General features: G+C 64.7%; 23 protein-coding genes and 1 tRNA gene. 22 read left to right on the top strand and 2 right to left on the bottom strand.

Going from position 1 to position 25527, the window contains the following annotated elements; translation table 11 throughout:
- Positions 1-103: 103 nt before the first annotated feature.
- A complete protein-coding gene (locus ACFPOU_RS19670; protein WP_379725258.1) occupies positions 104-790 on the bottom strand; it encodes a Bax inhibitor-1/YccA family protein in 687 nt (228 codons plus the stop codon).
- A 266-nt stretch (positions 791-1056) separates the two neighbouring features.
- On the opposite strand from ACFPOU_RS19670, the gene ndk reads away from it, so the two are divergent.
- The 20 genes from ndk (at position 1057) to ACFPOU_RS19770 (ending at position 21680) form a co-directional block, all read left to right on the top strand.
- Positions 1057-1470, top strand: coding sequence for a nucleoside-diphosphate kinase (ndk, locus tag ACFPOU_RS19675; RefSeq protein ID WP_379725261.1), 414 nt, complete (start codon positions 1057-1059; stop codon positions 1468-1470).
- Positions 1471-1552: 82 nt separating this feature from the next.
- The gene (rlmN, locus tag ACFPOU_RS19680) at positions 1553-2725 is read left to right on the top strand and encodes a dual-specificity RNA methyltransferase RlmN (protein ID WP_465263294.1); all 1173 of its coding nucleotides are present in this window, start codon (positions 1553-1555) and stop codon (positions 2723-2725) included.
- Positions 2722-3534: a type IV pilus biogenesis/stability protein PilW gene (pilW, locus tag ACFPOU_RS19685; RefSeq protein ID WP_379725267.1), complete on the top strand. Its 813-nt coding sequence runs from the start codon at positions 2722-2724 to the stop codon at positions 3532-3534. Before rlmN ends, pilW begins: the two co-directional genes overlap by 4 nt.
- A gap of 7 nt (positions 3535-3541) precedes the next feature.
- Positions 3542-4537 carry a helix-turn-helix domain-containing protein gene (locus ACFPOU_RS19690; RefSeq protein ID WP_379725270.1) on the top strand — a complete coding sequence of 332 codons (996 nt, stop codon included), beginning with the start codon at positions 3542-3544 and terminating at the stop codon, positions 4535-4537.
- Positions 4538-4591: 54 nt separating this feature from the next.
- A complete protein-coding gene (gene ispG, locus ACFPOU_RS19695) occupies positions 4592-5866 on the top strand; it encodes a flavodoxin-dependent (E)-4-hydroxy-3-methylbut-2-enyl-diphosphate synthase (protein WP_379725273.1) in 1275 nt (424 codons plus the stop codon).
- Positions 5867-5916: 50 nt separating this feature from the next.
- The gene (hisS, locus tag ACFPOU_RS19700; RefSeq protein WP_379725276.1) at positions 5917-7257 is read left to right on the top strand and encodes a histidine--tRNA ligase; all 1341 of its coding nucleotides are present in this window, start codon (positions 5917-5919) and stop codon (positions 7255-7257) included.
- A gap of 62 nt (positions 7258-7319) precedes the next feature.
- Positions 7320-7982 carry a YfgM family protein gene (locus tag ACFPOU_RS19705; protein WP_379725279.1) on the top strand — a complete coding sequence of 221 codons (663 nt, stop codon included), beginning with the start codon at positions 7320-7322 and terminating at the stop codon, positions 7980-7982.
- Positions 7983-8102: 120 nt separating this feature from the next.
- Positions 8103-9257, top strand: coding sequence for an outer membrane protein assembly factor BamB (gene bamB, locus ACFPOU_RS19710; protein ID WP_379725282.1), 1155 nt, complete (start codon positions 8103-8105; stop codon positions 9255-9257).
- A gap of 9 nt (positions 9258-9266) precedes the next feature.
- Positions 9267-10610 carry a ribosome biogenesis GTPase Der gene (gene der, locus ACFPOU_RS19715; protein WP_379725285.1) on the top strand — a complete coding sequence of 448 codons (1344 nt, stop codon included), beginning with the start codon at positions 9267-9269 and terminating at the stop codon, positions 10608-10610.
- Between the two features lie 186 nt (positions 10611-10796).
- A complete protein-coding gene (hfq, locus tag ACFPOU_RS19720) occupies positions 10797-11033 on the top strand; it encodes an RNA chaperone Hfq (RefSeq protein ID WP_211463703.1) in 237 nt (78 codons plus the stop codon).
- Positions 11034-11038: 5 nt separating this feature from the next.
- Positions 11039-12253 carry a GTPase HflX gene (hflX, locus tag ACFPOU_RS19725; RefSeq protein WP_379725289.1) on the top strand — a complete coding sequence of 405 codons (1215 nt, stop codon included), beginning with the start codon at positions 11039-11041 and terminating at the stop codon, positions 12251-12253.
- Between the two features lie 5 nt (positions 12254-12258).
- The gene (gene hflK / locus ACFPOU_RS19730) at positions 12259-13575 is read left to right on the top strand and encodes an FtsH protease activity modulator HflK (RefSeq protein WP_379725292.1); all 1317 of its coding nucleotides are present in this window, start codon (positions 12259-12261) and stop codon (positions 13573-13575) included.
- On the top strand, positions 13575-14447 hold the full coding sequence (gene hflC, locus ACFPOU_RS19735) for a protease modulator HflC (protein WP_379725295.1): 873 nt from the start codon (positions 13575-13577) through the stop codon (positions 14445-14447). Before hflK ends, hflC begins: the two co-directional genes overlap by 1 nt.
- Positions 14448-14719: 272 nt before the next feature.
- The gene (locus ACFPOU_RS19740; RefSeq protein WP_379725298.1) at positions 14720-15874 is read left to right on the top strand and encodes an ATP phosphoribosyltransferase regulatory subunit; all 1155 of its coding nucleotides are present in this window, start codon (positions 14720-14722) and stop codon (positions 15872-15874) included.
- 3 nt (positions 15875-15877) lie between these two features.
- Entirely contained in the window at positions 15878-17194 is a 1317-nt protein-coding gene (locus tag ACFPOU_RS19745; RefSeq protein ID WP_379725301.1) for an adenylosuccinate synthase, read from the top strand.
- A gap of 33 nt (positions 17195-17227) precedes the next feature.
- Entirely contained in the window at positions 17228-17770 is a 543-nt protein-coding gene (locus ACFPOU_RS19750) for a phosphoribosyltransferase (RefSeq protein WP_379725304.1), read from the top strand.
- A gap of 161 nt (positions 17771-17931) precedes the next feature.
- Positions 17932-18528, top strand: a complete 597-nt coding sequence (locus ACFPOU_RS19755) for a MarC family protein (RefSeq protein ID WP_379725307.1) — start codon at positions 17932-17934, stop codon at positions 18526-18528.
- 1 nt (position 18529) lies between these two features.
- The gene (locus tag ACFPOU_RS19760) at positions 18530-20557 is read left to right on the top strand and encodes a hybrid sensor histidine kinase/response regulator (protein ID WP_379725310.1); all 2028 of its coding nucleotides are present in this window, start codon (positions 18530-18532) and stop codon (positions 20555-20557) included.
- 84 nt (positions 20558-20641) lie between these two features.
- Complete coding sequence (locus tag ACFPOU_RS19765) at positions 20642-21091, top strand: FKBP-type peptidyl-prolyl cis-trans isomerase (RefSeq protein WP_379725313.1); 450 nt, start codon at positions 20642-20644, stop codon at positions 21089-21091.
- Between the two features lie 127 nt (positions 21092-21218).
- Positions 21219-21680 (top strand): RES family NAD+ phosphorylase, encoded by a 462-nt coding sequence (locus ACFPOU_RS19770; RefSeq protein WP_379725316.1) that lies wholly within the window; start codon positions 21219-21221, stop codon positions 21678-21680.
- A 101-nt stretch (positions 21681-21781) separates the two neighbouring features.
- Here the strand turns inward: ACFPOU_RS19770 and uvrB are convergent, their stop codons facing one another.
- A complete protein-coding gene (gene uvrB / locus ACFPOU_RS19775; protein WP_379725319.1) occupies positions 21782-23887 on the bottom strand; it encodes an excinuclease ABC subunit UvrB in 2106 nt (701 codons plus the stop codon).
- A 115-nt stretch (positions 23888-24002) separates the two neighbouring features.
- Between uvrB and ACFPOU_RS19780 the strand changes: the two genes are divergently transcribed.
- Complete coding sequence (locus tag ACFPOU_RS19780; RefSeq protein ID WP_379725322.1) at positions 24003-25214, top strand: amino acid aminotransferase; 1212 nt, start codon at positions 24003-24005, stop codon at positions 25212-25214.
- Positions 25215-25267: 53 nt separating this feature from the next.
- Positions 25268-25343: transfer RNA gene (locus tag ACFPOU_RS19785), tRNA-Asn, on the top strand.
- Positions 25344-25527: the final 184 nt, after the last annotated feature.

Here is a 25527-nt window from a genome sequence, read left to right on the forward strand (position 1 = left end):
GCCCCTGCTAACGTTTACAACACCCCAAAAGAAAAATGCCGTTCAGTCTTAACTGAACGGCATTAGACCCGCGAGTCGGCTTTTTCATTCAGGCAACGACGAATCAGTCGTCGCCACCCACGATGCCCAGCAGACGCAGCAGGGCGGTAAAGACGTTGAACACGTCCAGGTAGATCGCCAGCGTGGCGGTGATGTAGTTGGTCTCGCCGCCATTGACGACGCGGTTGACGTCGTACAGGATGAAGGCCGAGAACACGCCGATCATCAGCACCGAGATCACGATCGTCAGCACCGGCAGCTGCAGGAAGATGTTGGCCACGATCGCCAGCAGGATGACGACGGCGCCGGCCGTCAGCCAGCTGCCCATGCCGGACAGGTTGCGCTTGGTCGTGGTGGCGATGCTGGCCATCACGGCGAAGACGACGGCGGTGCCGCCGAACGCGGTCATGATCAGCGAGCCGCCATTGCTGTAGCCGAGCGTGTGGCGCAGCAGCGGGGTCAGCATCAGGCCCATGAAGAAGGTAAAGCCGAGCAGCACGAACACGCCGACTGCCGATTCCTTGGTCTTCTCGATCGCGTACATGAAGCCGAAGGCAATCGCCATGAAGAGGATGAAGCCCATGAAGCCGCCAGGCAAGGCGACGTTCATCGACACGCCGACGAAAGCGCCGAGCACGGTCGGGATCATCGACAGCGCAAGCAGCCAGAAGGTATTGCGCAGGACTTTGTTGCGCGAGACCTGGCCGATGGCCACGTCGTAAGCGGGTTGCTTTTGCAAGATGGGATTCATGATGCCTCCAGTTGGATAAATAGTAATACCACTCAAGCATACCATGGGGCCGCGCCGGGAAACACGGTCTTAAGCGCGCCATAAGGCAGTGCCAGGACAGTGCCGGTACGGCAGCGCCATTCGACAAGGCGGTTTTCGGCCGCCACTCTACCACTTCCGTGGCTGCCGCTGCAATATCGGTTATATGGGGCGAGGTATGGTAAAATCAAAGGTTGATTGAGTTCCTTCTTCTCGATTCAAACCTTTCTTTTTATTGGAGTTTTTACATGGCAATCGAACGCACCCTGTCGATCATCAAACCAGACGCAGTTGCAAAAAACGTGATCGGCCAAATCTACAGCCGCTTCGAAGGCGCCGGCTTGAAGATCGTCGCAGCCCGCATGACCCAGCTGTCGCGCGAGCAGGCTGAAGGATTCTACGCTGCCCACAAAGAGCGCGGTTTCTTCAAGGACCTGGTCGACTTCATGGTGTCCGGTCCTGTCATGATCCAGGCCCTGGAAGGCGAGAACGCCGTCCTCAAGCACCGCGACCTGATGGGCGCGACCGATCCGAAGAAAGCCGAGAAAGGCACGATCCGCGCCGATTTCGCCGATTCGATCGATGCCAACGCCGTGCACGGTTCGGATGCCGTCGAAGCCGCACAAGTGGAAATCGCGTTCTTCTTCCCAGAACTGAAGTAATCGGCTTCCCGCATCAAGAACCGCTCGCCCGATGCCTCGGGCCTGGCGAGCGGGGTTTGCATCACTTTTCAGATATGTGGAAATCATGACGACTCTCACCAACTTGCTGGACTTCGATCCCGCGCAACTCGTCGCCTACTGCGCCGAGTTGGGTGAGAAGCCGTTTCGCGCCAAGCAGCTGCAGCGCTGGATCCACCAGTTCGGCGCCAGCAATTTCGACGACATGACCGACCTGGCCAAGTCGCTGCGCGAAAAACTCAAGACCCGCGCCACCGTCACGGCGCCGGGCATCATCAGCGACAACACTTCGCTCGACGGCACCCGCAAGTGGCTGGTCGACGTCGGCAACGGCAATGCGGTCGAAACCGTGTTCATCCCGGAAGAAAACCGCGGCACGCTGTGCATCTCCACGCAGGCGGGCTGCGCCGTCAACTGCCGTTTCTGCTCGACCGGCAAGCAGGGTTTCAACCGCAACCTGACGGTGGCCGAGATCATCGGCCAGCTGTGGATGGCCGAGTTCGAGCTGCGCCGCACCAAGGGCATCGAACCTGGCCCGAAGGGCGAGCGCCAGATCACGAACGTCGTGATGATGGGCATGGGCGAGCCGCTGCTGAACTACGAGCCGACCGTCACCGCCCTCAAGCTGATGCTCGACGATAACGCCTACGGCCTGTCGCGCCGCCGCGTGACCCTGTCGACCTCGGGCGTGGTGCCGAACATCGACAAGCTGTCCCAGGACGTGCCGGTCGCGCTGGCCGTCTCGCTGCACGCCTCGAACGATGCGCTGCGCGATATCCTGGTGCCGCTGAACAAGAAATACCCGCTGCGCGAATTGATGGCCGCCTGCAAGCGCTATCTCGCATTCGCGCCGCGCGACTTCATCACCTTCGAATACTGCATGCTCGACGGCTTCAACGACAGCGACGCGCATGCGCGCGAGCTGATCGCACTGGTCAACGACCCGGTTGTCGGCCTGAACTGCAAGTTCAACCTGATCCCGTTCAATCCCTTCCCGGAATCGGGTTTGTTCCGTTCGAAAGATCCCCGCATCAAGGCTTTCGCCCAGGTGCTGATGGACGGCGGCCTGGTGACCACCGTGCGCAAGACGCGCGGCGACGACATCGACGCCGCCTGCGGCCAGCTGGCCGGCGAGGTGCAGGACCGCACCAGGGTCGCCCAGCGCATGGAAAAGATGGCGCAGTACCAGAACAAATTCGGCGCCGATTTCGGGCGCATCGTGGAGATTCCTTCTTGAGCCGGGCCGGGGCAGGCAGGCATGTCGCGAGCTGGTGCGCCGTCTGCGCGCTGGGCTTGCTGGCGGCCTGCGCCACGGGCGGCAGCGGCAATGCCGAACTGAAAACCGCGTCCGACCAGACGGCGCTGGAAAAGCGCGCCAACATCCGCCTGCAGCTGGCGGTCGGCTACTACCAGCAGGGCAAGCACGACATCGCCCTCGACGAAGTCAAGCAGGCCATCGCGGCCGACCCTGGGTATGCCGACGCCTACGGCATGCGCGCGCTGATCTACACGGCGATGGGGCAGGTACCGCTGGCCGACGACAATTACCGGCAGGCGCTGCGCCTGGCGCCGGGCAATCCGGATTTGGCCAACAACTACGGCGCCTTCCTGTGCCAGTCGGCGAATCGTCCGGCCGAGGCCATGCGCCAGTTCGACGCCGCGCTCAAGAACCCGTCCTACAAGACGCCGGTGAGCGCGCTCGTGAACGCGGGCGTGTGCAGCATGAAGACCGGGAACACCGATGCGGCCGAGCGCTACCTGCTCGACGCACTGCGCTACAACCCTGAACTGCCGGCCGTTTCCAGCGGCCTGGCGCGGGTCTACTTCGAGCGGCGCGATTACCAGCGCGCCGGTTTTTTCATTAACCGCCTGACAGAAGTGTCGAAGCTCGACAACCTGTCCGCCGATGCGTTGTGGCTCGCCATGCGGGTGCAGCGCAAACTGGGCGATCGCTCGATGGAGGCCAGCCTGGTGGCGCAGTTGCGGCGGCGCTTCCCCGGCTCGCCCGAATACCTGGCGTACGAGCGCGGGGCTTTTGATGAGTGAGACGACAATGACTTCAGAGCGCACAGAGCAAGGCGCCACTTCGAACCAGCACCACAGCCAGCCGGGCGCGACCCTGGCGGCCCAGCGCCAGGCGCTCGGCTGGACTGTCGAGCAGGTGGCCGAGCAGCTGAAACTGGCCGTGCGCCAGGTGGTGGCGATCGAGGCGGGCGACTATGCGGCCCTGCCGAGTCCGGCCGTGACGCGCGGCTTCATCCGCGCCTACGCCAAGATCCTGCGGCTCGATCCGGCCCCGCTGGTGGCGATGGCGCCGGCCGACAATCCGGTCCCGGCCGATGCCGGCGGCGCCGTGCGGCGCGACCGTCCGACCTCGTTCTCGCACTCGCGCTATCCGACCCATGGCAAGCGCGCGAGCCTGCCGCTGGCGTGGATCGCGGGCGTGGTGGCCGTGGCCGCCGCCGGCGCCGCGGCCTGGCATTTCGGCCTGGTCTCGATGCCTGGCGGCGATACCCCGGCCACCGCCGACGCCGTCCTCGGCAGCACGCCGGTCGGGACGGCGGGCGCGGCCGCCGGAACGGCCGCCGACACCGTGCACAACCCGACCGTGCCGCTGATCTCCGTGCCGGCCCCGGCCGATGCCGGCACCGGTACGGGTACGGGTACGGGTACGGGAGGAACGGCGGCGACGGGCGCGGCGGCCACGCCGGCTGCCCCGGCCGCGACGACGCCGTCCGTTCCCGGCGCAGCGACGACGGCTGCGGCCTTGGCCACGGCGCCGGCGGCAACGCCGGTCGCCACCCCGGCCGGCGCCAATACCCTGGTGCTGGACGTGCGCGAGGATTCGTGGATCGAAGTGCGTCCGCAAGGCGGCAAGGCGCTCATTTCGCGCCTGGTGCGCGCCGGCAGTACCGAGACCGTCGACGTGCCGGGCACGGCCACCCTGGTGGTCGGCAACCCGGCCGGCGTCTCGGCCACGCTGCGCGGCGCCGCCCTCGCGCTGCCGCCGGTGCCGGGCAAGACGATTTCGCGCGTCACCCTGAAATAACGCAGCGCCGGCGCCGCCACCGATGGCCCCGGCCACAACGACAACGAGCACAGAATGATTCCTACGAACCTGCCAATTCCTTCGGGACCGATGGCGCGCCGCGCCAGCCGCCGCGTGCTGGTCCAGCACGGCGCGCGCCAGGTCTGGATCGGCGGCGACGCGCCGATCGTGGTGCAGTCGATGACCAATACCGACACCGCCGACGTGATCGGCACCGCCATCCAGATCAAGGAACTGGCGCGCGCCGGTTCCGAGATGGTGCGCCTTACCGTGAACAATCCGGAAGCGGCCGCCGCCGTGCCGGCGATCCGCGAACAGCTCGATCGCATGGAAGTGGACGTGCCGCTGGTGGGCGACTTCCATTACAACGGCCACATCCTGCTGCGCGATTTTCCCGAGTGCGCCAAGGCCTTGTCGAAATACCGCATCAATCCGGGCAACGTGGGGCAGGGCGCCAAGCGCGACACCCAGTTCGCCCAGATGATCGAAGTGGCGATCCAGTACGACAAGCCGGTGCGCATCGGCGTCAACTGGGGCAGCCTCGACCAGAACCTGCTGGCGCGCATCATGGACGAGAACGCCGCGCGCGCGAATCCGCACAGCGCCCAGGCCGTGATGTACGAAGCGCTGATCACCTCGGCCATCGAGAACGCCGTGCGCGCCGAAGAAGTCGGTCTCGCGCGTGACAAGATCATTCTCTCGTGCAAGGTCTCGGCGGTGCAGGACCTGATCGCGGTCTACCGCGAGCTCGCCCGCCGCTGCGACTATCCGCTGCACCTGGGCCTGACCGAAGCCGGCATGGGCAGCAAGGGCATCGTCGCCTCGACCGCCGCCTTGTCGGTGCTGCTCCAGGAAGGCATCGGCGACACGATCCGGGTGTCGCTCACGCCCGAACCGGGCGGCGACCGCACCAGGGAAGTGATCGTGTCGCAGGAAATCCTGCAGACCATGGGCCTGCGCAAGTTCACGCCGATGGTCATCGCCTGCCCCGGCTGCGGCCGCACCACCTCGACCGTGTTCCAGGAACTGGCCGACAACATCCAGACCTTCCTGCGCGATTCGATGCCGGAATGGAAGAAACTGTATCCGGGCGTGGAAGCGATGAACGTGGCCGTGATGGGGTGTATCGTCAACGGGCCGGGCGAATCGAAGCATGCCAACATCGGCATCAGCTTGCCGGGCACGGGCGAATCGCCGGCGGCGCCGGTGTTCGTCGACGGGCAGAAGTTCGCGACCCTGCGCGGCGAGCGCATCGTGGATGAGTTCCAGACGATCGTACTGGATTACGTGAAGAAGAATTACAGCAAGACCGCCGACATCGCGAATTGAGCTTGGGGGCGGCGAACCCGTCCACCCAGCCGAACCACAGAATACATACCATGTCCAAACCAGAAAAAATCGTTGCCGTCAAAGGCATGAACGACATCCTCCCGCTCGACGCGCCGCTGTGGGAACTGTTCGAGAATACCGCCGAAACGATCCTGAAAAGCTACGGCTACCAGAAGATCGTCACCCCCATCGTCGAGGATACCAGCCTGTTCGCGCGGGCGATCGGCGCCGTCACCGACATCGTCGAGAAGGAAATGTATTCGTTCACCGATTCGATGAACGGCGACCAGTTGACCCTGCGTCCGGAAGGCACGGCCGGCGTCGTGCGCGCCGTGCTCGAGCACAACATGGTCTACGACGGTCCCAAGCGTCTCTGGTACAAGGGCCCGATGTTCCGCCACGAGCGTCCGCAGCGCGGCCGCTACCGCCAGTTCTTCCAGTTCGGCGCCGAGGCGGTCGGCTTCGCCGGCCCGGACATCGACGCCGAATTGATCATGCTGTGCCGCCGCCTGTGGGACGACCTGGGCATCCGGAACGTGCGCCTCGAGCTGAACTCGATCGGTAACGCCGAAGAGCGCCTGCGCCACCGCGCCGACCTGATCGCTTATTTCGAGTCGCACGCCGGGATCCTCGACGCCGAGGCCAAGCGCCGCCTGCACAGCAATCCGCTGCGCATCCTCGACACCAAGAATCCTGCCATGCAGGAGATGGTGAACGGCGCACCGCAACTGCTGGCCTACCTGGGCGAGGAATCGCTGGCCCACTTCGACGGCGTGCGCCGCCTGCTCGACCGTAACAACGTCCAGTTCACGGTGAACCCGCGCCTGGTGCGCGGCCTCGACTATTACAACCGCACCGTGTTCGAATGGGTCACCGACGAGCTCGGCTCGCAAGGCACGATCTGCGCCGGCGGGCGCTACGATCCGCTGATCGAACAGTTCGGCGGCAAGGCCACCCCGGGCGTCGGTTTCGCGATGGGCATCGAACGCATCATCGAGCTGATGAAGGGCCTGGGCGAGCCGGCCGAGCCGAGCCAGTGCGACGTCTACATGGTGCACCAGGGCGAGGAAGCCCAAGTGCAAGCCTTCATCCTGGCCGAGCGCCTGCGCGATGCAGGTCTCGATGTTGTGCTACATTGCGCAACGCCAACTGGCGCGGGCAGCTTCAAGAGCCAGATGAAGAAGGCCGACGCCAGCGGCGCGGCGTTCGCCGTCATCCTCGGCGAGGACGAAGTGGCCAGCAACGTGGCGGCCGTCAAGCCGCTGCGCGGCGGCGCCGGCGAACAGCAGGCCAGCGTGGCCTTCGACGCCGTCGTCGACCACATCGTCGACCTGATCGTGGGCGCGCACGACCACGACCACGATCACGAGCACGTGCACTACCACCCCTGAGCCGGCGCGCATCCGTACGACCGAACGACCGACCGATCCACCTTCATCACTAGACGAACGACATGGCATACGACCTCGAAGAACAAGAACAGATTGCGACTTTCAAGGCTTTCTGGTCCAAGTACGGCAACCTGATCACCTGGGTGCTGATCCTCGCCCTCGGCTCCTTTGCCGCCTACAACTTCTGGAAAACGCACCAGGCCAAGCAATCGGTCGAAGCCTCGGCCCTGTATGACGAGCTGACCGACGCCGTCACCGCCAAGGACAATGCCAAGTCGCAGCGCATCGCCTCGGACATCCAGGCCAAGTTCAAGCGCACCGCCTATGCACAGATGAGCGCGCTGGCCGCGGCCAAGACGGCTTTCGAAGCGAACGACCTGAAAACCGCGAAAACCCAGTTGCAATGGGTGATCGACAACGGCAACGAGGAATACAAGTCGGTGGCCCAGCTGCGCCTGGCGGGCGTGCTGCTGGACGAAAAGAATTTCGACGGCGCGATGAAGATCCTGAACGGCAGCTTCCTGCCGCAGTTCGGCGCCGAAGTGGCCGACCGCAAGGGCGACGTGCTGGTCGCGCAAAACAAGATTGCCGATGCGCGCGCCGCCTATCTCGCCGCGCTGGCTGCCATGGGTCCGAAACATCCGGGCAACCAGCTGGTGCGCATCAAGCTCGAAGCCATCGGCGGCACCGCGCCCGCCGCGCCGAAGGCCGCCGCTGCCGCTTGAGCCGGCGAACTGACGCGCTGACAAGCTGATCGATTGCATTCGAGGCGACAGCGCCCGCACGCCGCCGTGGCCGGCGAGCGCTGCGCCTCCTCCAAAGACTCGGAACAAGGTAAAAGAAAAATGCGTATTACCCGTAAGCTGGTAGGTGTCGGTGTCCTGGCCCTGATGACGGGCTGCTCGACCTTGAGCTCGCTCAATCCGTTCGGATCGAAATCGAAGGGCGCCGAGCCGGCCAAGCTCGTCGAACTGAAGGGCACGATGGCCGTGCGGACCGCCTGGAAGCTTGATGTCGGCAAGGCCCGCGGCTATCAATTCTCGCCTGCACTGGCCGGCAATACCGTGGTCGTCGCCGGCGCCGACGGCAGCATCGCGCGCGTCGAAGCGGCCGACGGCCGCCAGCTGTGGCGCATCAAGGCCCCGACCGGCCTGACCGCCGGTGTCGGCACCGACGGCAACGTGATCGTCGTCGGCGGCGCCGATGGCGAGCTGTTGGCCTTCGACATGGACGGCAAGGCGCTCTGGCGGCACCAGCTGTCGAGCGAGATCTTGTCGAGCCCGGCCGTGGGGCAGGGCGTCGTCGTGGCGCGCAGCATCGACAACCGCATCGTCGGCATCGACGCCACCACCGGCCAGAAGCGCTGGACCGTGCAGCGCACCGCGCCGGCACTGACGCTGCGCAGCGCGCCGGGCATGGTCGTGTACGACAAGGACGTGATCGTCGCCCAGCCGGCCGGCAAGCTCGGCGCCTTCCTGCTCGCCACCGGCGCCCCGCGCTGGGAAGTCGAAGTCGGCACCGCGCGCGGCGCTACCGAACTCGAGCGCATGACCGACATCGGCGGCGCGCCGGTCCTGTTCGAATCGGACGTCTGCGCCGTGGCCTACCAGGGCCGCGTCGCCTGCTACGACGTGGCCAGCGGCTCGCCGCGCTGGACGCGCGACCTGTCCTCGACCGTCGGCGTGGCCGTCGACCAGCGCTTCGTGTTCGCCGCCGACGACAAGGGCGCCCTGCATGCCTTCAACCGCGACGGCGGCGCCAGCGCCTGGAAGAACGACAAGCTGGCTTTCCGCAGCCTGTCGACACCGGTCTCGTACGGCCGCGCGGTCGCCGTCGGCGACTACGAAGGCTATGTCCATTTCCTGTCGCGCGAGGACGGCAGCTTCCTCGCGCGCGCCGCAACCGATGGCAGCGCCATCGGCGGCACGCCTCTGGTTGCCGGATCGAACCTGATTTTTCAAACACACAATGGAACTGTGACCGCCATCGCGGTCGAATAGAATAACAACATGAAGCCGGTAATCGCACTCGTTGGTCGCCCGAACGTCGGGAAGTCGACCCTATTCAACCGCCTGACCCGTTCGCGCGACGCGCTGGTGGCCGACCTCCCTGGCCTGACGCGCGACCGCCACTACGGCGAAGGGCGTATCGGCGAGCGGCCGTTCCTGGTGATCGACACGGGCGGTTTCGAGCCGGTCGCCAAGGAAGGCATCATGCACGAGATGGCGCTGCAGACGAAGCAGGCCGTCGCCGAAGCCGACGTCGTCATCTTCATCGTCGACGGCCGCCAGGGCCTGACCCCGCACGACAAGACGATCACCGACTTCCTGCGCAAGTCCGGCCGCCAGGTCATGCTGGTCGTGAACAAGTCGGAAGGCATGAAGTACACCTCCGTCACCGCCGAGTTCTATGAACTGGGCATGGGCGACCCCTACGTTATCTCGGCCGCCCACGGCGACGGCGTCAGCGACCTCGTCACCGAGGCGCTGGACCAGGCCTTCGCCACCCGCCCTGACGCCGAGGAAGAACTCGAGCAGCAGGACCGCGGCGTCAAGATCGCCATCGTCGGCCGTCCGAACGTCGGCAAGTCCACGCTCATCAACACGCTGGTGGGCGAGCAGCGCGTGATCGCCTTCGACATGCCGGGCACCACGCGCGATTCGATCGAAGTGCCGTTCGAGCGCGACGGCAAGCAATACACGCTGATCGACACGGCCGGTATCCGGCGCCGCGGCAAGGTGTTCGAAGCGATCGAGAAGTTCTCGGTCGTCAAGACCTTGCAATCGGTGACGGAGGCGAACGTCGTCGTGCTGATGCTCGACGCCCAGCAGGATATCTCCGAGCAGGACGCCCACATCGCCGGCTTCATCCTCGAATCCGGCCGCGCCCTGGTCGTCGCCGTCAACAAGTGGGATGGCCTGACGAGCGACCGCCGCGACGAGATCAAGAACGACATGGACCGCAAGCTCGACTTCCTCGGGTTCGCCGAGACGCGCTTCATCTCCGCGCTCAAGGGTACCGGCATCAAGCAGTTGATGGCCTCCGTGGACACGGCCTACGCGGCGGCGACCGCCAACCTGTCGACGCCGCGCCTGACGCGCGCGCTGCAGGAAGCGGTCGAGAAGCAGGAGCCCAAGCGCAAGGGCACTTCGCGTCCGAAGATGCGCTATGCGCACCAGGGCGGCCAGAATCCGCCGATCATCGTCATCCACGGCAACGCACTCGACGGCGTTACCGAGCCCTACAAGCGCTACCTGGAAAAGCACTTCCGCGAGACCTTCAACCTGGTCGGTACGCCGTTGCGGATCGAACTGCGCAGCGGCAAGAATCCATTCGCCCGCGACCAGAATTAACACCCCCGTCATCAGGCGAACGGGGCCGGTTTAACTGTTTCTTAAGCATAGCAGTACGACAAGAACGCACAAAACAGGTTACAGTAACCACAGGCCATCGTTCGCAAAGCTGAATCTTGCCCCGTGCACTTGAAATGGGGGCTAACGCCTCCAACTTTTAAACTACAACAACATTACGGAGCTGTTATGAGCAACAAAGGGCAACTGTTACAAGACCCATTCCTCAATGCCTTGCGCAAAGAGCACGTCCCGGTGTCGATCTATCTTGTCAACGGGATCAAGCTGCAGGGCCATATCGAGTCGTTCGACCAGTATGTCGTCCTGCTGCGTAACACAGTGACCCAGATGGTATACAAGCATGCCATTTCGACCGTTGTCCCCGCCCGCGCCGTCAATCTCAACCTCGAAACCGAAGCTGAGTAAGGCCGATGGCTGACGCCCCCGGCACCAACAACACGCGCGCCGTCCTCGTCGGCGTCGATTTCGGCGCGGTCGACTTCACGGCCAGTCTCGAAGAGCTGGCCTTGCTGGCCAGCTCCGCCGGTGCCCAGCCGATCGATACGATCACGGCAAAGCGCAGCGCACCCGATTCCGCCTTTTTCGTCGGCAGCGGCAAGGTCGACGAAATCGGCATCGCCGCCAAGGCCCTCGGCGCTGAACTCGTCATCTTCAACCACGCCCTGTCGCCGGCGCAGCAGCGCAACCTCGAGCGGCGCATGGAATTGCGCATCATCGACCGCACCAGCCTGATCCTCGACATCTTCGCCCAGCGCGCCCAGAGCCATGAGGGCAAGCTGCAGGTGGAGTTGGCTCAGCTGCAACACCTGGCCACGCGCCTGATCCGCGGCTGGACCCACCTCGAACGCCAGAAGGGCGGTATCGGCCTGCGTGGTCCGGGCGAAACCCAGCTCGAGACCGACCGCCGCCTGATCGGCGAGCGCGTCAAGGCCCTGCGCGCGCGCCTGACCAAGCTGCGCAAGCAGCATGAAACCCAGCGCCGCGCGCGCGGACGCAACAATACCTTTTCGGTGTCGCTGGTCGGCTATACCAATGCCGGCAAGTCGACCCTGTTCAACACGCTCACCAAGGCCGGCGTCTACGTCGCCAACCAGCTCTTCGCCACGCTCGACACCACCAGCCGCCGCCTCTACCTGGGCGAGGGCACGGGCAGCGTCGTCATCTCCGACACCGTCGGTTTCGTGCGCGAGCTGCCGCACCAGCTGGTCGCCGCTTTCCGCGCCACGCTCGAAGAAACGATCCATGCCGATGTGCTGCTGCATGTCGTCGACGGTTCCTCGCCGACGCGCATGGAACAGATCGAGCAGGTCAACGAGGTCTTGCGCGAAATCGGCGCCGACCACATTCCGCAAATCCTGGTGTGGAACAAGATTGACGCGGCCGACCTCCAGCCTGGGGTCGAACGTGATGAACATGATAGAATCAGCCGCGTTTTTATCAGCGCCAGGAGCGGCGCCGGCCTCGATCTGCTGCGCGAGGCCATTGTCGAGGCAGCCGCTTCCGGAGCCAGTGCGCTCCCAGGCTCGAGCCCTGAAAACGAAGAGCAGGACGATGCAGCGCTGGATTATCTTCTGGATGAAGCCGGCGAAAGTATTCCAACCTCCACCCATGTCGGGCCACACTGAAGCCTATGCTTGTTTCCTCAGTTTCTACATTCCTAAAACGGTTCGGCGTCAAGTTGTCGCTGAACGATCCACGCTGGGGCAAGAATCCCGAAAGCGACCATAAAGCCCAGGAAGGCCGCCGTCCGGGCGAGGGTCCGCCCGACCTCGACCAGATGTGGCGCGACTTCAACGCGCGCGTGAACCGGCTGTTCGGCAACCGCGGCAACAATGGCGGCGATGCCGGCGGTCCCTACCGCGGCGAAGGCCGCGGCGCGGGCATCACGGCATCGGTCATCGGCTTCATCGTCCTGCTCATCTGGCTCGCCAGCGGCGCCTTCATCGTGCAGGAAGGGCAGGTCGGCGTGGTCACCACGTTCGGACGCCTTTCCCACACCACCGGGGCCGGCTTCAACTGGCGCTGGCCGGCGCCGATCCAGTCGCACGAAACCGTCAACGTGTCGCAAGTGCGCACGGCCGAAGTCGGCTACCGCGACAACGTGCGCAACAAGCAGGCGGCAGAAGCGCTGATGCTCACCGACGACGAAAACATCATCGACATCCAGTTCGCCGTCCAGTACACGCTGAAGGACCCGGTGGCCTGGGTCTTCAACAACCGCGACCAGGACACCACCGTGCGCCAGGTTGCCGAGACGGCGGTGCGCGAAGTGGTCGGCCGCAACAAGATGGACTTCGTCCTCTACGAAGGCCGCGAAAAGGTCGCCATCGACATCCTGCAGATGATGCAGAAGATCGTCGACCGCTACGCGATGGGCGTGCTCATCACCAACGTCACGATGCAGAACGTGCAGCCGCCGGAACAGGTGCAAAGCGCTTTCGACGACGCCGTGAAGGCCGGCCAGGACCGCGCCCGTGCCCGCAACGAAGGCGAGGCCTATGCCAACGACGTGATCCCGCGTGCGCGCGGCGCCGCCTTCCGCCTGTTGCAGGATGCCGAAGCCTACCGCTCGATGGTCGTCGAGAACGCCACCGGTAACGCCTCGCGTTTCAACCAGGTCGTCACCGAGTACGCCAAGGCCCCGGGCGTGACGCGCGACCGCATGTACATCGACACGATGCAGCAGATCTTCAGCAGCACCAGCAAGGTCATGGTCGACGCCAAGTCGGGCAGCAACCTGCTGTACCTGCCGCTCGACAAGCTCATCGCCCAGGTGGCGGCGAACGACGCCGCCGTCGGCAGCGCCCGTTCCGGTCCGGTCCAGGTCCCGCAGGGCGCGCAGGACACGGCCGGCACCCCTACGCAGGAAGTGATGCAATCGATCGAACAAGTACGCCAGCGCGACAGCCGCGCGCGCGACACCTCACGTGACCGGGAGAGCCGCTGATGAACCGCCTCGTAACCATTTTCGTGGCGGGCTTCATTGCCCTGATGCTGCTGTCGTCGACCGTCTTCGTCGTCGACCAGCGCCGCTTCGCCATCGTCTTCGCACTCGGTGAGGTGCGCGAGGTGATTTCGGAGCCGGGCCTGCATTTCAAGCTGCCGCCGCCATTCCAGAACATCATCTATCTCGACAAGCGCATCCTGACCCTGGACACGCCCGACGCCGACCGCTTCATCACGGCCGAGAAGAAGAACATCCTGGTCGACGCCTTCGTCAAGTGGCGCATCGTCGAGCCGCGCCTGTACTACGTCAGCTTCAGCGGCGACGAGCGCGCCGCCACCAACCGCATGTCGCAGATCATCAAGGCGGCCCTGAACGACGAGATCACCAAGCGCACCGTGCGCGAAGTGATTTCCGGCGAGCGCGGCGCCGTGATGGAAGCGGTGCGCAACAAGGTCGTCGCCGAAGCCAAGCAGATCGGCGTCGGCATCGTCGACGTGCGCCTGAAACGGGTCGACTACATCGAGCAGATCAACGCCTCGGTCTACGACCGCATGCGCGCCGAGCGGGTACGCGTGGCGAACGAACTGCGTTCGACCGGTTCGGCCGAAAGCGAAAAGATCCGCGCCGACGCCGACCGCCAGCGCACCGTGATCCTGGCCGAGGCCTTCCGCGAAGCCGAGAAGATCAAGGGCGAGGGCGATGCCAAAGCCTCGGCGATCTATGCCGAGTCGTTCGGCAAGAATCCGGAGTTCTACAAGTTCTATCGCTCGCTCGAGGCCTACCGCGCCAGCTTCAAGGCGCACGGCGACGTGATGGTGATCGACTCGAATTCGGAGTTCTTCAAGTATTTCAAGACTCCGGGCAGTAAGTAAGTGAAAAAGTAAGGCGCTTATCGGATGCAAGAACGCCGCGTGAACCGCGGCGTTCTTCTTTTCAGGCCCGCCCTCGAACGCCGCGCACCCGCGCCGAACGACAGGCAGACATGCCTCGCCGGCCCCGGCAACGGGGCGCATGTTTCCGCATGGGCAGGGGCGCCTACCCTATGCGACCCATTTTCGGGTAAAATTGCCGATTCGGCGCTGACTTCGTGCTGCACAAGCGCGCCATGTTGCATCATTCCTAACAATTCCTATAGCTGTTGCCCATGCCGAACTGGCTTTTGCCTGAGAATATCGCCGACGTATTGCCGTCGGAAGCGCGCAAGATCGAAGACCTGCGCCGCCAGATGCTCGATACCTTCCGCCTGTACGGCTACGAGCTGGTCATGCCGCCGCTGCTCGAATACGTCGAGTCGCTGCTGGCCGGTGCCGGGCAAGATACCGACCTGCGTACCTTCAAGCTGGTCGACCAGCTATCCGGACGCCTGCTCGGCCTGCGCGCCGACATGACGACCCAGGTCGCGCGCATCGACGCCCACCTGCTCAACCGCGATTCGATCACCCGCCTGTGCTACGCCGGCAGCGTGCTGCATACCCGTCCGTCGGGCCTGCATGCCACGCGCGAGCCGCTCCAGATCGGGGCCGAGATCTACGGCCACGCCGGGCTGGAAGCGGATGCCGAGATCCAGGAGCTGGCGCTCGCATCGGTCGCCCTGGCCGGGTTTATCGAGGTGCGCCTCGACCTGGCCCACGTCGGCGTGCTGCGCGCGCTGCTGGAGCAGTGCGAGGCCGCGCGCCGCGACGAAGTCCAGCTCTACGCATTGCTGCGCGCGAAAGACACGCCCGGCATCGACGAACTCACGCGCGGCTACGACGCTGTCACGCGCGCCGCGCTGCTGGCGCTGCCGAATTTGTACGGCGACGTCGAGGTGCTGGGCCGCGCCCGCGAGGTGCTGCCGGCGCTGCCGGGCATCACGCGCGCGCTGTCGGAACTGGCCGCGCTGGCCGCCGGCGCCATCGGCCGCGCCGACGTCGCGATCGACCTGGCCGACCTGCGCGGCTACCAATACGAAAGCGGCGCCATGTTCGCGCTGTACGTGCCGGGCCTGCCGAACGCGGTGGCGCGCGGCGGGCGCTACGACCACGTGGGTGAAGCTTTCGGGCGCGCGCGTCCGGCCACCGGCTTTTCGCTCGACCTGCGCGAACTGGCGCGCCTGCTGCCGACGGCCGAACGCAAGCATTCGATCCGCGCCCCGTGGGGCAACGCGCCCGAGCTGCGCGAAAAAATCGCCGAGCTGCGCAAGGCCGGCGAAGTCGTGATCCAGTCGATGCCGGGTCACGATAATGTTCAGGACGAGTTCGAGTGCGACCGCGTGCTCGTCCTCGAAGATGCAAATTGGATTCTCAAAAACCTAGGTTAAGTGATGTCAAATACAAACGTGGCAAAGAACGTCGTTGTCATCGGCACCCAGTGGGGCGATGAAGGCAAGGGTAAGATCGTCGACTGGTTGACCGATCACGCAGCGGGCGTCGTCCGTTTCCAGGGCGGCCACAATGCCGGCCACACGCTGGTCATCAAGGGCCAGAAAACGGCGCTGCAACTGATCCCGTCGGGCATCATGCGCGAAGGCGTGGCCTGCTATATCGGCAACGGCGTCGTCGTCTCGGTACCGGACGTGATGCGCGAGATCGACAAGCTGGCGGCGGCCGGCGTGGAAGTGGTGTCGCGCCTGAAGATTTCCGAGGCGTGCCCGGTCATCCTGCCTTATCACGTCGCCATCGACCAGGCCCGTGAAGCCAAGCGCGGCGTCAACAAGATCGGCACCACCGGCAAGGGCATCGGCCCGGCCTACGAAGACAAGGTCGCGCGCCGCGCCATCCGCATCGCCGACATGCTCAACGAAGAGCGCTTCGCCGAAAAGCTCAAGGAAAACCTGGAGTACCACAACTTCGTGCTGGTGAACTACCTGGGCGGCGAAGCGATCGACTTCCAGAAGACCTTCGATGACGCGATGGCCCTGGTGCCGCGCCTGCGCCCGATGGTGGGCGACGTCTCGTCCGCCCTGTACGCCGCCCACAAGGCCGGCGGCAGCCTGCTGTTCGAAGGCGCGCAGGGTTCGCTGCTCGACGTCGACCACGGCACCTATCCGTTCGTCACCTCGTCGAACTGCGTGGCGGGCAACGCCGCCGCCGGCGCCGGCGTCGGTCCCGGCATGCTGCACTACATCATGGGCATCACCAAGGCCTATACCACGCGCGTCGGTTCCGGCCCGTTCCCGGCCGAACTGCCGACCGATGCGGGCGTCGGCGAGCACCTCTCGCGCGTCGGCCACGAATTCGGCACCGTGACGGGCCGTGCCCGCCGCTGCGGCTGGTTCGACGCCGCGCTGCTGCGCCGTTCGGTGCAGATCAACGGCGTCTCGGGCATGTGCCTGACCAAGCTCGACGTGCTCGACGGCATCGAGACCCTGAAACTCTGCACCGGCTACCGGATCGACGGCCGCGATGTCGACATCTTCCCGGTCGGCGCCGAAGAAGCGGCCCTGTGCGAGCCGGTCTACGAGGAAATGCCGGGTTGGACCGAAACCACCGTCGGCGCCAAGTCGATGGAAGAACTGCCGGCCAATGCCCGCGCCTACATCCAGCGCATCGAAGAACTGGTCGGCATCCCGATCGACATGGTATCGACCGGCCCGGACCGCGAAGAGACCATCGTCCTGCGCCACCCGTTTGCCGCTTGATGACTGCCCAGAACAATAACAGGAATGACTGACATGACGACTCCTCCTAGCACCGACAAGGATCTCTGGGTATCCTGGGACGAATACCATCGCCTGATCGAGCGCCTGGCGCTCAAGGTCTACGAATCGGGCTGGAAATTCGACCAGGTGCTGTGCCTGGCCAGGGGCGGCGTGCGTCCGGGCGACGTGTTCTCGCGCATCTTCGACGTGCCGCTGGCGATCCTGTCGACCAGCTCCTACCGCGAGGAAGCCGGCACCAAGCAGGGCGACCTCGACATCGCCAAGTACATGACGATGACCAAGGGCCCGCTGGCCGGCCGCGTGCTGCTGGTCGACGACCTGGCCGATTCCGGCGTGACCCTGCGGAAGGTCAGCCAGCACTTGAGCGAAAACTTCCCGGAAGTCGCCGAAGTACGCTCGGCCGTCATCTGGGTGAAGGGCACTTCGTCGCTGCGTCCGGACTACTACCTGGACGACCTGCCGCACAACCCGTGGATCCACCAGCCGTTCGAGGATTACGACGGCCTGCGCCCGCACCAGCTGGCGGCGTGGATGAAGAAGTTCGAGAAGATCTAACCGCACCGCCGGCCCCCCCGCCGCTGCATGCAAAAGGCCAGAGCGTCCCGGTGCTCTGGCCTTTTCGATTTCCAAGAACCATCGTGCGACCGGCAGTGGTGCGGATCGGTTAAGATTCTCGCGATAGCCCGCGTGCCGGAACCCTAGAACAATAAGAAAACATGACCCAAAGTTTTTTCCAGACTTTCATCCTGCTCATCCTCGTCACTGACCCCTTCGGCAACGTTCCCCTGTTCGCCGCCGCCCTGAAGGACACGCCGCGCGAGCGCCGTCCCCGCATCGTCGTGCGCGAGTGCGCGATCGCCTTCCTGCTACTCTTGGTCTTCATGTTCTTTGGCCAGCACTTCCTGGCTGCCTTGCACCTGAGCCCGATCGCGCTGCGCATCGGCGGCGCCGTGATCCTGCTGATCATCGCGATCCGCATGATCTTCCCGCATCCGGACGGCGTGCTGGGAAAAAGCGAGCATGGCGAACCCTTCATCGTGCCGCTCGCCATTCCCGCGCTGGCCGGTCCGTCGGCACTGGCGACGGTGCTGCTGTTCAGCGCAAGCACCCTGTCGGAGACGCTGGTGCATGTGGCGGCGCTGGCGGCGGTCGCCGTGGTCTGGCTGGCCGTGTTCCTGAGTGCCGAGCGCCTGCAGCAGAAGCTGGGCCCGCAAGTGATGACGGCATTCGAGCGCCTGATGGGCCTGATCCTGACGGCGATGTCGGTCGAAATGCTGCTCGGCGGCATCCGTGAATTCGTGAAGACCCTCTGATATGAACGAAGCGCCTGCTCAGGACGACAATTCCCGCTCGCGACGTTTCCTGAGCGGCGGGGACGCGGTCGGCGAGCTGATGCGTTCGCGCGACTGGACGCGCTCGCCGCTGGGCGACCCTTCAGGCTGGCCGCAGGCGCTGCGCACGGTCGTCTCGCTGATGCTGGGCTCGAAATTCCCGATGTTCTGCGCCTGGGGCAAGGACCTGGCCTTCCTGTACAACGATGCGTATGCCCGCATCCTTGGCGACAAGCATCCGGCCTCGATGGGCGCGCCTTTCCAGGAAATCTGGTCCGAGATCTGGAGCGACATCCACCCCCTGGTCGAACGCGCGCTCGGCGGCGAAGCGACTTTCATGGAAAAGCTGCCACTGTTGATGCACCGCCACGGCTACGACGAGCAGACCTGGTTCACGTTCTCGTATTCGCCGGTGCGCGACGATACAGGAGAGGTAGCCGGCGTCTACTGCGCCTGCGTCGAGGTGACCCAGCAGGTGCTGGCCGAGCGCTACCGTGACGAGGAAAACAAGCGCCTCGTCACCTTGTTCGAGCAGGCGCCCGGCATCATCGCCGTCCTGCGAGGACCCCGACATTTGTTTGAAATTACAAACAAAAGTTATATCGAGCTGGTCGGGCGCAGTGACCTGGTCGGCAAAAGTGTGCGCGAAGCCATGCCCGAAGTCGAAGGGCAAGGCTTCTTCGAGCTGCTCGACCAGGTCTATACCACCGGCACGCCGTATGTCGGGCACGCGGTCCCGCTCGACGTGGCACGCGAGCCCGGCGGCCCGCTCGAGCGCCGCTATCTGGACTTTATCTACCAGCCGATCCGCGACGCGGCCGGCGCGGTGGCCGGCATCTTCGTCGAAGGCAGCGACGTCACCGTGCGCAAGCAGGTCGAGGACGAGCTGCGCGCCGCGAACCGCCAGAAGGACCAGTTCCTGGCCATGCTCGCGCACGAACTGAGGAACCCGCTGGCGCCGATCACGACCGCGGCCCAGCTCCTGAAACTCGGCACCCTCGACCCCAAGGGAGTGCGCAACGCCAGCGAGATCATCGCGCGCCAGGCCGAACACATGACCGACCTCGTGAACGACCTGCTGGACGTTTCGCGCGTCACGCGCGGCCTGGTGACGCTGGAAAAGGAAGAGCTCGACTTCAATGCGGTCGTGGCCGGCGCGCTGGAACAGGTGCGTCCATTGATCGAATCGAAGCGCCATTCGCTGACGATGCAATTGTCGGGCGAGCCGGTGCACGTGCTGGGCGACCGCACCCGCCTGGTGCAGGTGCTGTCGAACATCCTGAATAACGCCGCCAAGTACACGCCGGCGGGCGGCCAGCTCCTGCTGCGCGTGACGGCCGCGAACGGGTGGGTGGTGGTGACCGTTGGCGACAACGGGATCGGCATCGAGCCCGACGTATTGCCCTACATTTTCGACCTCTTCACCCAGGCCGAGCGCACCCCGGACCGCTCGCAAGGCGGGCTGGGCATCGGCCTGGCCCTGGTGAAAAGCCTGGTCGCGCTGCACGGCGGCACGGTCGACGCCCGCAGCGCGGCGACGGGACGCGGCAGCGAATTCGAGATCTGCCTGCCGCGCCTGGAGTCGCCGGCGCAGCTGCCCGACGGCGACGAGGGTGGGGTGACGGTCGCGCGCACCGAGCCGCTGCGCGTGATGGTGGTCGACGATAACCAGGATGCGGCCCAGATGCTGGCCACGCTGCTGGAAGTGCAGGGCCACGCCGTCTCGGTCGAATACGACGGACGCGGCGCCCTGCAGCGTGCGCGCCTGGCGCGGCCGCAGGTGATGCTGCTCGACATCGGCCTGCCCGATACCGACGGCTACGCGCTGGCGCGCAAGCTGCGCGCGATGCCGGAACTCGCAGGCGCGACCCTGGTGGCGCTGACCGGCTACGGCCAGCGCGAAGACCGCCGCCTGGCCGAAGAAGCGGGCTTCGACCATCACCTCGTCAAGCCGGCCGACCTCGACCAGGTCGGCGCGATCCTGGCCCACGCGCGCCGGGCCGGCGGCTGAGTTGCGCCTTGTGCGAACTGCCTGATTCGGCAATACTTCCGCACGGCCAGTGCACCGGCGACAAATTCGAATAAAGGACACCCCATGAAATACGCAATCCCGGCCCTTGGCCTCGCCCTCGCATTGTCCCTGCCATTGGCGGCAGGCATTGCCAGCGCCGCCCCGGCTGCCCCGGCAGCCCCTGCCGCGCGCGCCCAGCAGCTGCAAACCGTCGACACCGTTGTCGGCAAAGGCAAGCAGGCCGCCGCCGGAAATACGGTCAAGGTGCATTACACGGGCTGGCTGTTCGAACCGAAAGCGCCCAGGCAGCGCGGCAAGCAGTTCGACAGCTCGGTCGGCGGCGAAGCGTTCACCTTCCCGCTGGGCATGGGCGGCGTCATCAAGGGCTGGGACCTGGGCGTGGCCGGCATGAAGGTCGGCGGCAAGCGTACCCTGATCATTCCGCCGGAGCTGGGCTACGGCGCGCGCGGGGCCGGTCCGATTCCGCCAGGCGCGACGCTGATGTTCGACGTCGAGCTGCTCGACGTGAAGTAAGCGTGGCCGTCATCGCACGCGCCAGAGACGGCCTGCGGGCCGTTTTTATTTCCGGCAGGACCCGTGCGCGGCCGGGGTGCGGCCTCGTTGTATCCTCTCGTCCTGACCTTATCGGGCATGCGGACGAATGAAAGCCTGGAGAATCGCCATCGAAAAAGCCGCCCTCGACCGCAGCTGCGAAGGCGCCCGCAAGAGCGGCGGCCACTGGCACAACGAAGGCGTGCCGGCACTGTACGCAGCCATGACGGTGGAGCTGGCCGTGCTGGAAAAATTCGTCCACACGGAAGAGGTCGAGGAGGAACCGCTGGTGCTGGTCGCGATCGACTTGCCGGACGATCCTTCGTTCGGGCTGGACCTGCGGCGCGAGGACTTGCCGGAGGGCTGGGACAGCCTCGACGACGTCGGCAGCGCCGCCGTGTTCGGCACGGCATTCCTGAAGCGTCGCGAACACCTGTACATGCGCGTGCCGTCGGTGATCGTGGGCGAGGGTGTCAATTTCGTGATCAATCCGGCGCACCATGCCTATGACAAGGTGAAGCTGAGCGTTGCGCGGACGTTCAGGTTTGATCCGAGGATGTTCAAGCGGTAACGCAACCGATGAGGGCGCGGGTTGGCGGATCTGGCCGCGCGGAATCGGCCTGTACGCTTCCGCGCGGCCACAGAAAAACGGCGCCACCGGCGCCGTTTCGTTTACTTCCCCAGCATCGACACCACATTGTCCGCCCCCGGCGCCCCGAATGCCTGCTGCTTGAGCACGTGCAACTGGTCGCGCACCTGGGCCGCCTTCTCGAATTCGAGGTTCCTGGCGTGGTCCACCATCAGCTTCTCGAGGCGCTTGATTTCCTTGCCGATCTGCTTCTCGCTCATCGACTCGACCTTCGCCGTCGCCTCCGCCTCGGCCAGTCCCTGCGCGCCTTCCAGCATCGCCTTCTGGGCGGCGTTGCTGTAGACGCCGTCGATGAGTTCCTTGATCTTCTTCTGCACGCCCACCGGGGTGATGCCGTTGGCCTCGTTGAAGGCGATCTGCTTGGCGCGGCGGCGTTCGGTTTCGTCGATGGCGCGGCGCATCGAATCGGTCACCTGGTCGGCGTACAGGATCGCCACGCCGTTCAGGTTGCGCGCCGCGCGGCCGATGGTCTGGATCAGCGAACGTTCGGAACGCAGGAAACCTTCCTTGTCGGCGTCGAGCACGGCCACCAGCGACACTTCCGGCAAGTCAAGGCCTTCGCGCAGCAGGTTGATGCCGATCAGGACGTCGAAGGTGCCCAGGCGCAGGTCGCGCAGGATCTCGACACGCTCGACCGTTTCGATATCGCTGTGCAGGTAGCGCACCTTGATGCCGTGGTCGGATAGATACTCGGTCAGCTGCTCGGCCATGCGCTTGGTCAGGGTCGTGATCAGGACGCGCTCGTTCTTCTTGACGCGGTCATTGATCTCGCTCATCACGTCGTCCACCTGCGACAGGGCGGGGCGCACGATGATGACCGGGTCGACCAGGCCGGTCGGGCGCACCACCTGCTCGACCACGTTGTCGGCGTGCGTATTCTCGTATTCGGCCGGCGTGGCCGAGACGAAAATCGTCTGGCGCATCTTGCCCTCGAATTCCTCGAATTTCAAGGGCCGGTTGTCCAGCGCCGACGGCAGGCGGAAACCGTAGTCGACCAGGTTGGTCTTGCGCGAACGGTCGCCGTTGTACATGGCCGAGAGCTGGCCGACGAGCACGTGCGACTCGTCCATGAACATCAGGGCGTCCTTCGGCAGGTAGTCGACCAGGGTCGGCGGCGGTTCGCCCGGCATGGCGCCCGACAGGTGGCGCGAATAATTCTCGATGCCCTTGGTAAAGCCGATCTCGGCCATCATCTCCAGATCGAAGCGGGTGCGCTGTTCGAGGCGCTGCTCCTCGATCAGTTTATTTTGCTGGCGGAACTCTTCCAGCCGGTCCTTCAGCTCGGCCTTGATCGACTCGACCGCGCGCAGCACGGTGCTGCGCGGCGTGACGTAATGCGAACCCGGATAGACGGTGAAACGCGGGATCTTCTGGCGCACGCGGCCGGTCAGCGGGTCGAACAGTTGCAGGGACTCGATTTCGTCGTCGAACATCTCGACGCGGATCGCCAGCTCGGCGTGCTCGGCCGGGAAGATGTCGATCGTGTCGCCACGCACGCGGAAGGTGCCGCGGCCGAAATCCATCTCGTTGCGCGAATACTGCATCTGGATCAGGCGCGCGATGATGTCGCGCTGCGCGACCTTGTCCTTGTGGCGCAGCGTCAGGATCATCTTGTGGTATTCGTTCGGATTGCCGATACCGTAGATGGCCGAGACCGTGGCGACGATGACGACGTCGCGCCGCTCCATCAGCGACTTGGTGCACGACAGGCGCATCTGCTCGATGTGCTCGTTGATCGACGAATCCTTTTCGATGAACAGGTCGCGCTGCGGCACATAGGCTTCCGGCTGGTAGTAATCGTAGTAGGACACGAAATACTCGACCGCGTTTTGCGGGAAGAATTCGCGGAACTCCGAATACAGCTGGGCCGCCAGGGTCTTGTTCGGCGCGAACACGATCGCCGGACGGCCGGCCTGGGCGATCACGTTCGCCATCGTGTAGGTCTTGCCCGAACCGGTCACGCCCAGCAGCGTCTGGTACATCAGGCCGTCCTCGATGCCCTCGACCAGGCCGGCGATCGCGGTGGGCTGGTCGCCGGCCGGCGGAAAGGGCTGGTGCAGCTTGAACGGGGAATCCGGGAAGGTGACGACCGTCGGTTCCGGGGTATTTGCGATGGATAAATCAGCCATACTTTCAGACCTTTGCTAGAATGGGAGTCCGTTTGCGGCACTGCAACACAGCAGTTGCAGCAGTGCCGCTGTCTATACATTTGCACCGAATCCACCGACAACTCAGTTTATCACGATGACTTCTACCGCCTCCGCCAGCCTCTTCAGCGCCATCGACATGGCCCCGCGCGACCCGATCCTGGGCATCACCGAAGCATTCAACGCCGATACCAACCCGGCCAAGATCAACCTGGGGGTTGGCGTCTATTACGATGACAACGGCAAGGTGCCCTTGCTGCAATGCGTGCAGAAGGCGGAAGCGAAGTTAATGGAACAGCTGTCGCCGCGTACCTACCTCCCGATCGAAGGCCTGGCTGCGTACGACAAGGCCGTGCAAGAGCTTGTATTTGGGGCCGACAGCGCGGTAATTCAAGACAAGCGCGCGGTTACCGTACAGGCCATCGGCGGCACCGGCGCCCTGAAAATCGGCGCCGATTTCCTGAAGCGTTTTTCGCCGGATTCGCACGTCTTCATCAGCGACCCGAGCTGGGAAAACCACCGCGCCCTGTTCGAGAGCGCCGGTTTCACCGTCAACAACTACACCTACTACGACGAGGCCACGCACGGCGTGAATTTCGAGGGCATGCTGGCCTCGCTGCGCAAGATGGCGCCAGGCTCGATCGTCGTGCTGCACGCCTGCTGCCATAACCCAACCGGCGCCGACCTGACCCAGGACCAGTGGGGCCAGGTGATCGACGCGGTGCAGCAGGGCGGCTTGATTCCCTTCCTCGACATGGCCTATCAGGGCTTCGGCGCGGGCATCGCGGAAGATGGCGCCGTTGTGCGCCGCTTCGTCGATGCCGGCGGCCCGCTGCTGGTGTCGAATTCGTTCTCGAAATCGTTCTCGCTGTACGGCGAGCGCGTCGGCGCCTTGTCGGTGGTCGCGTCGAGCGCGGAAGAGGCGGCGCGCCTGCTGTCGCAACTCAAACGCGTCGTGCGCACCAATTATTCGAACCCGCCGCAGCATGGCGGCAAGGTCGTCGCCACCGTGCTGGCCACGCCGGAACTGCGCGGGCTGTGGGAAGAAGAGCTGGCCGGCATGCGCGTGCGCATCAAGCAGATGCGCGAGGACCTGGTCGCGAAACTGGCCAAGGCGGCGCCGCAGCGCGACTTCGGCTTCGTGCGCGAACAGGTCGGCATGTTCTCGTATTCGGGCTTGACGAAGGAGCAGGTCGGCAAGCTGCGCGAGGAATCGATCTACGCGGTCGATACCGGCCGTATCTGCGTGGCCGCCCTGAATTCGAAGAACATCGATCGCGTCGTTGACGCCATCGCCAAAGTCCTCTAAAATCCTGGCTCTTCGCTGCTGAACTTTTGTTCTGCGGCAAAGAGCAAGACAATTCCCTGATAGCTCAGTTGGTAGAGCGACGGACTGTTAATCCGCAGGTCCCTGGTTCGAGTCCAGGTCGGGGAGCCAGAATACGAAAAAGAGCGTCGAGCGATCGGCGCTCTTTTTTTGGTCCGTAGCGCCGCGGCGGAGCGAGCGATTAACTGTCGTGCAGCCCTTGCGCAAACCTGCTGAGCAGCTATAATGCCAAGCTCAATTCCCTGATAGCTCAGTTGGTAGAGCGACGGACTGTTAATCCGCAGGTCCCTGGTTC

Origin of the sequence: Massilia jejuensis, assembly GCF_042656795.1 — a bacterium.
GTDB lineage: Bacteria > Pseudomonadota > Gammaproteobacteria > Burkholderiales > Burkholderiaceae_D > Telluria > Telluria jejuensis.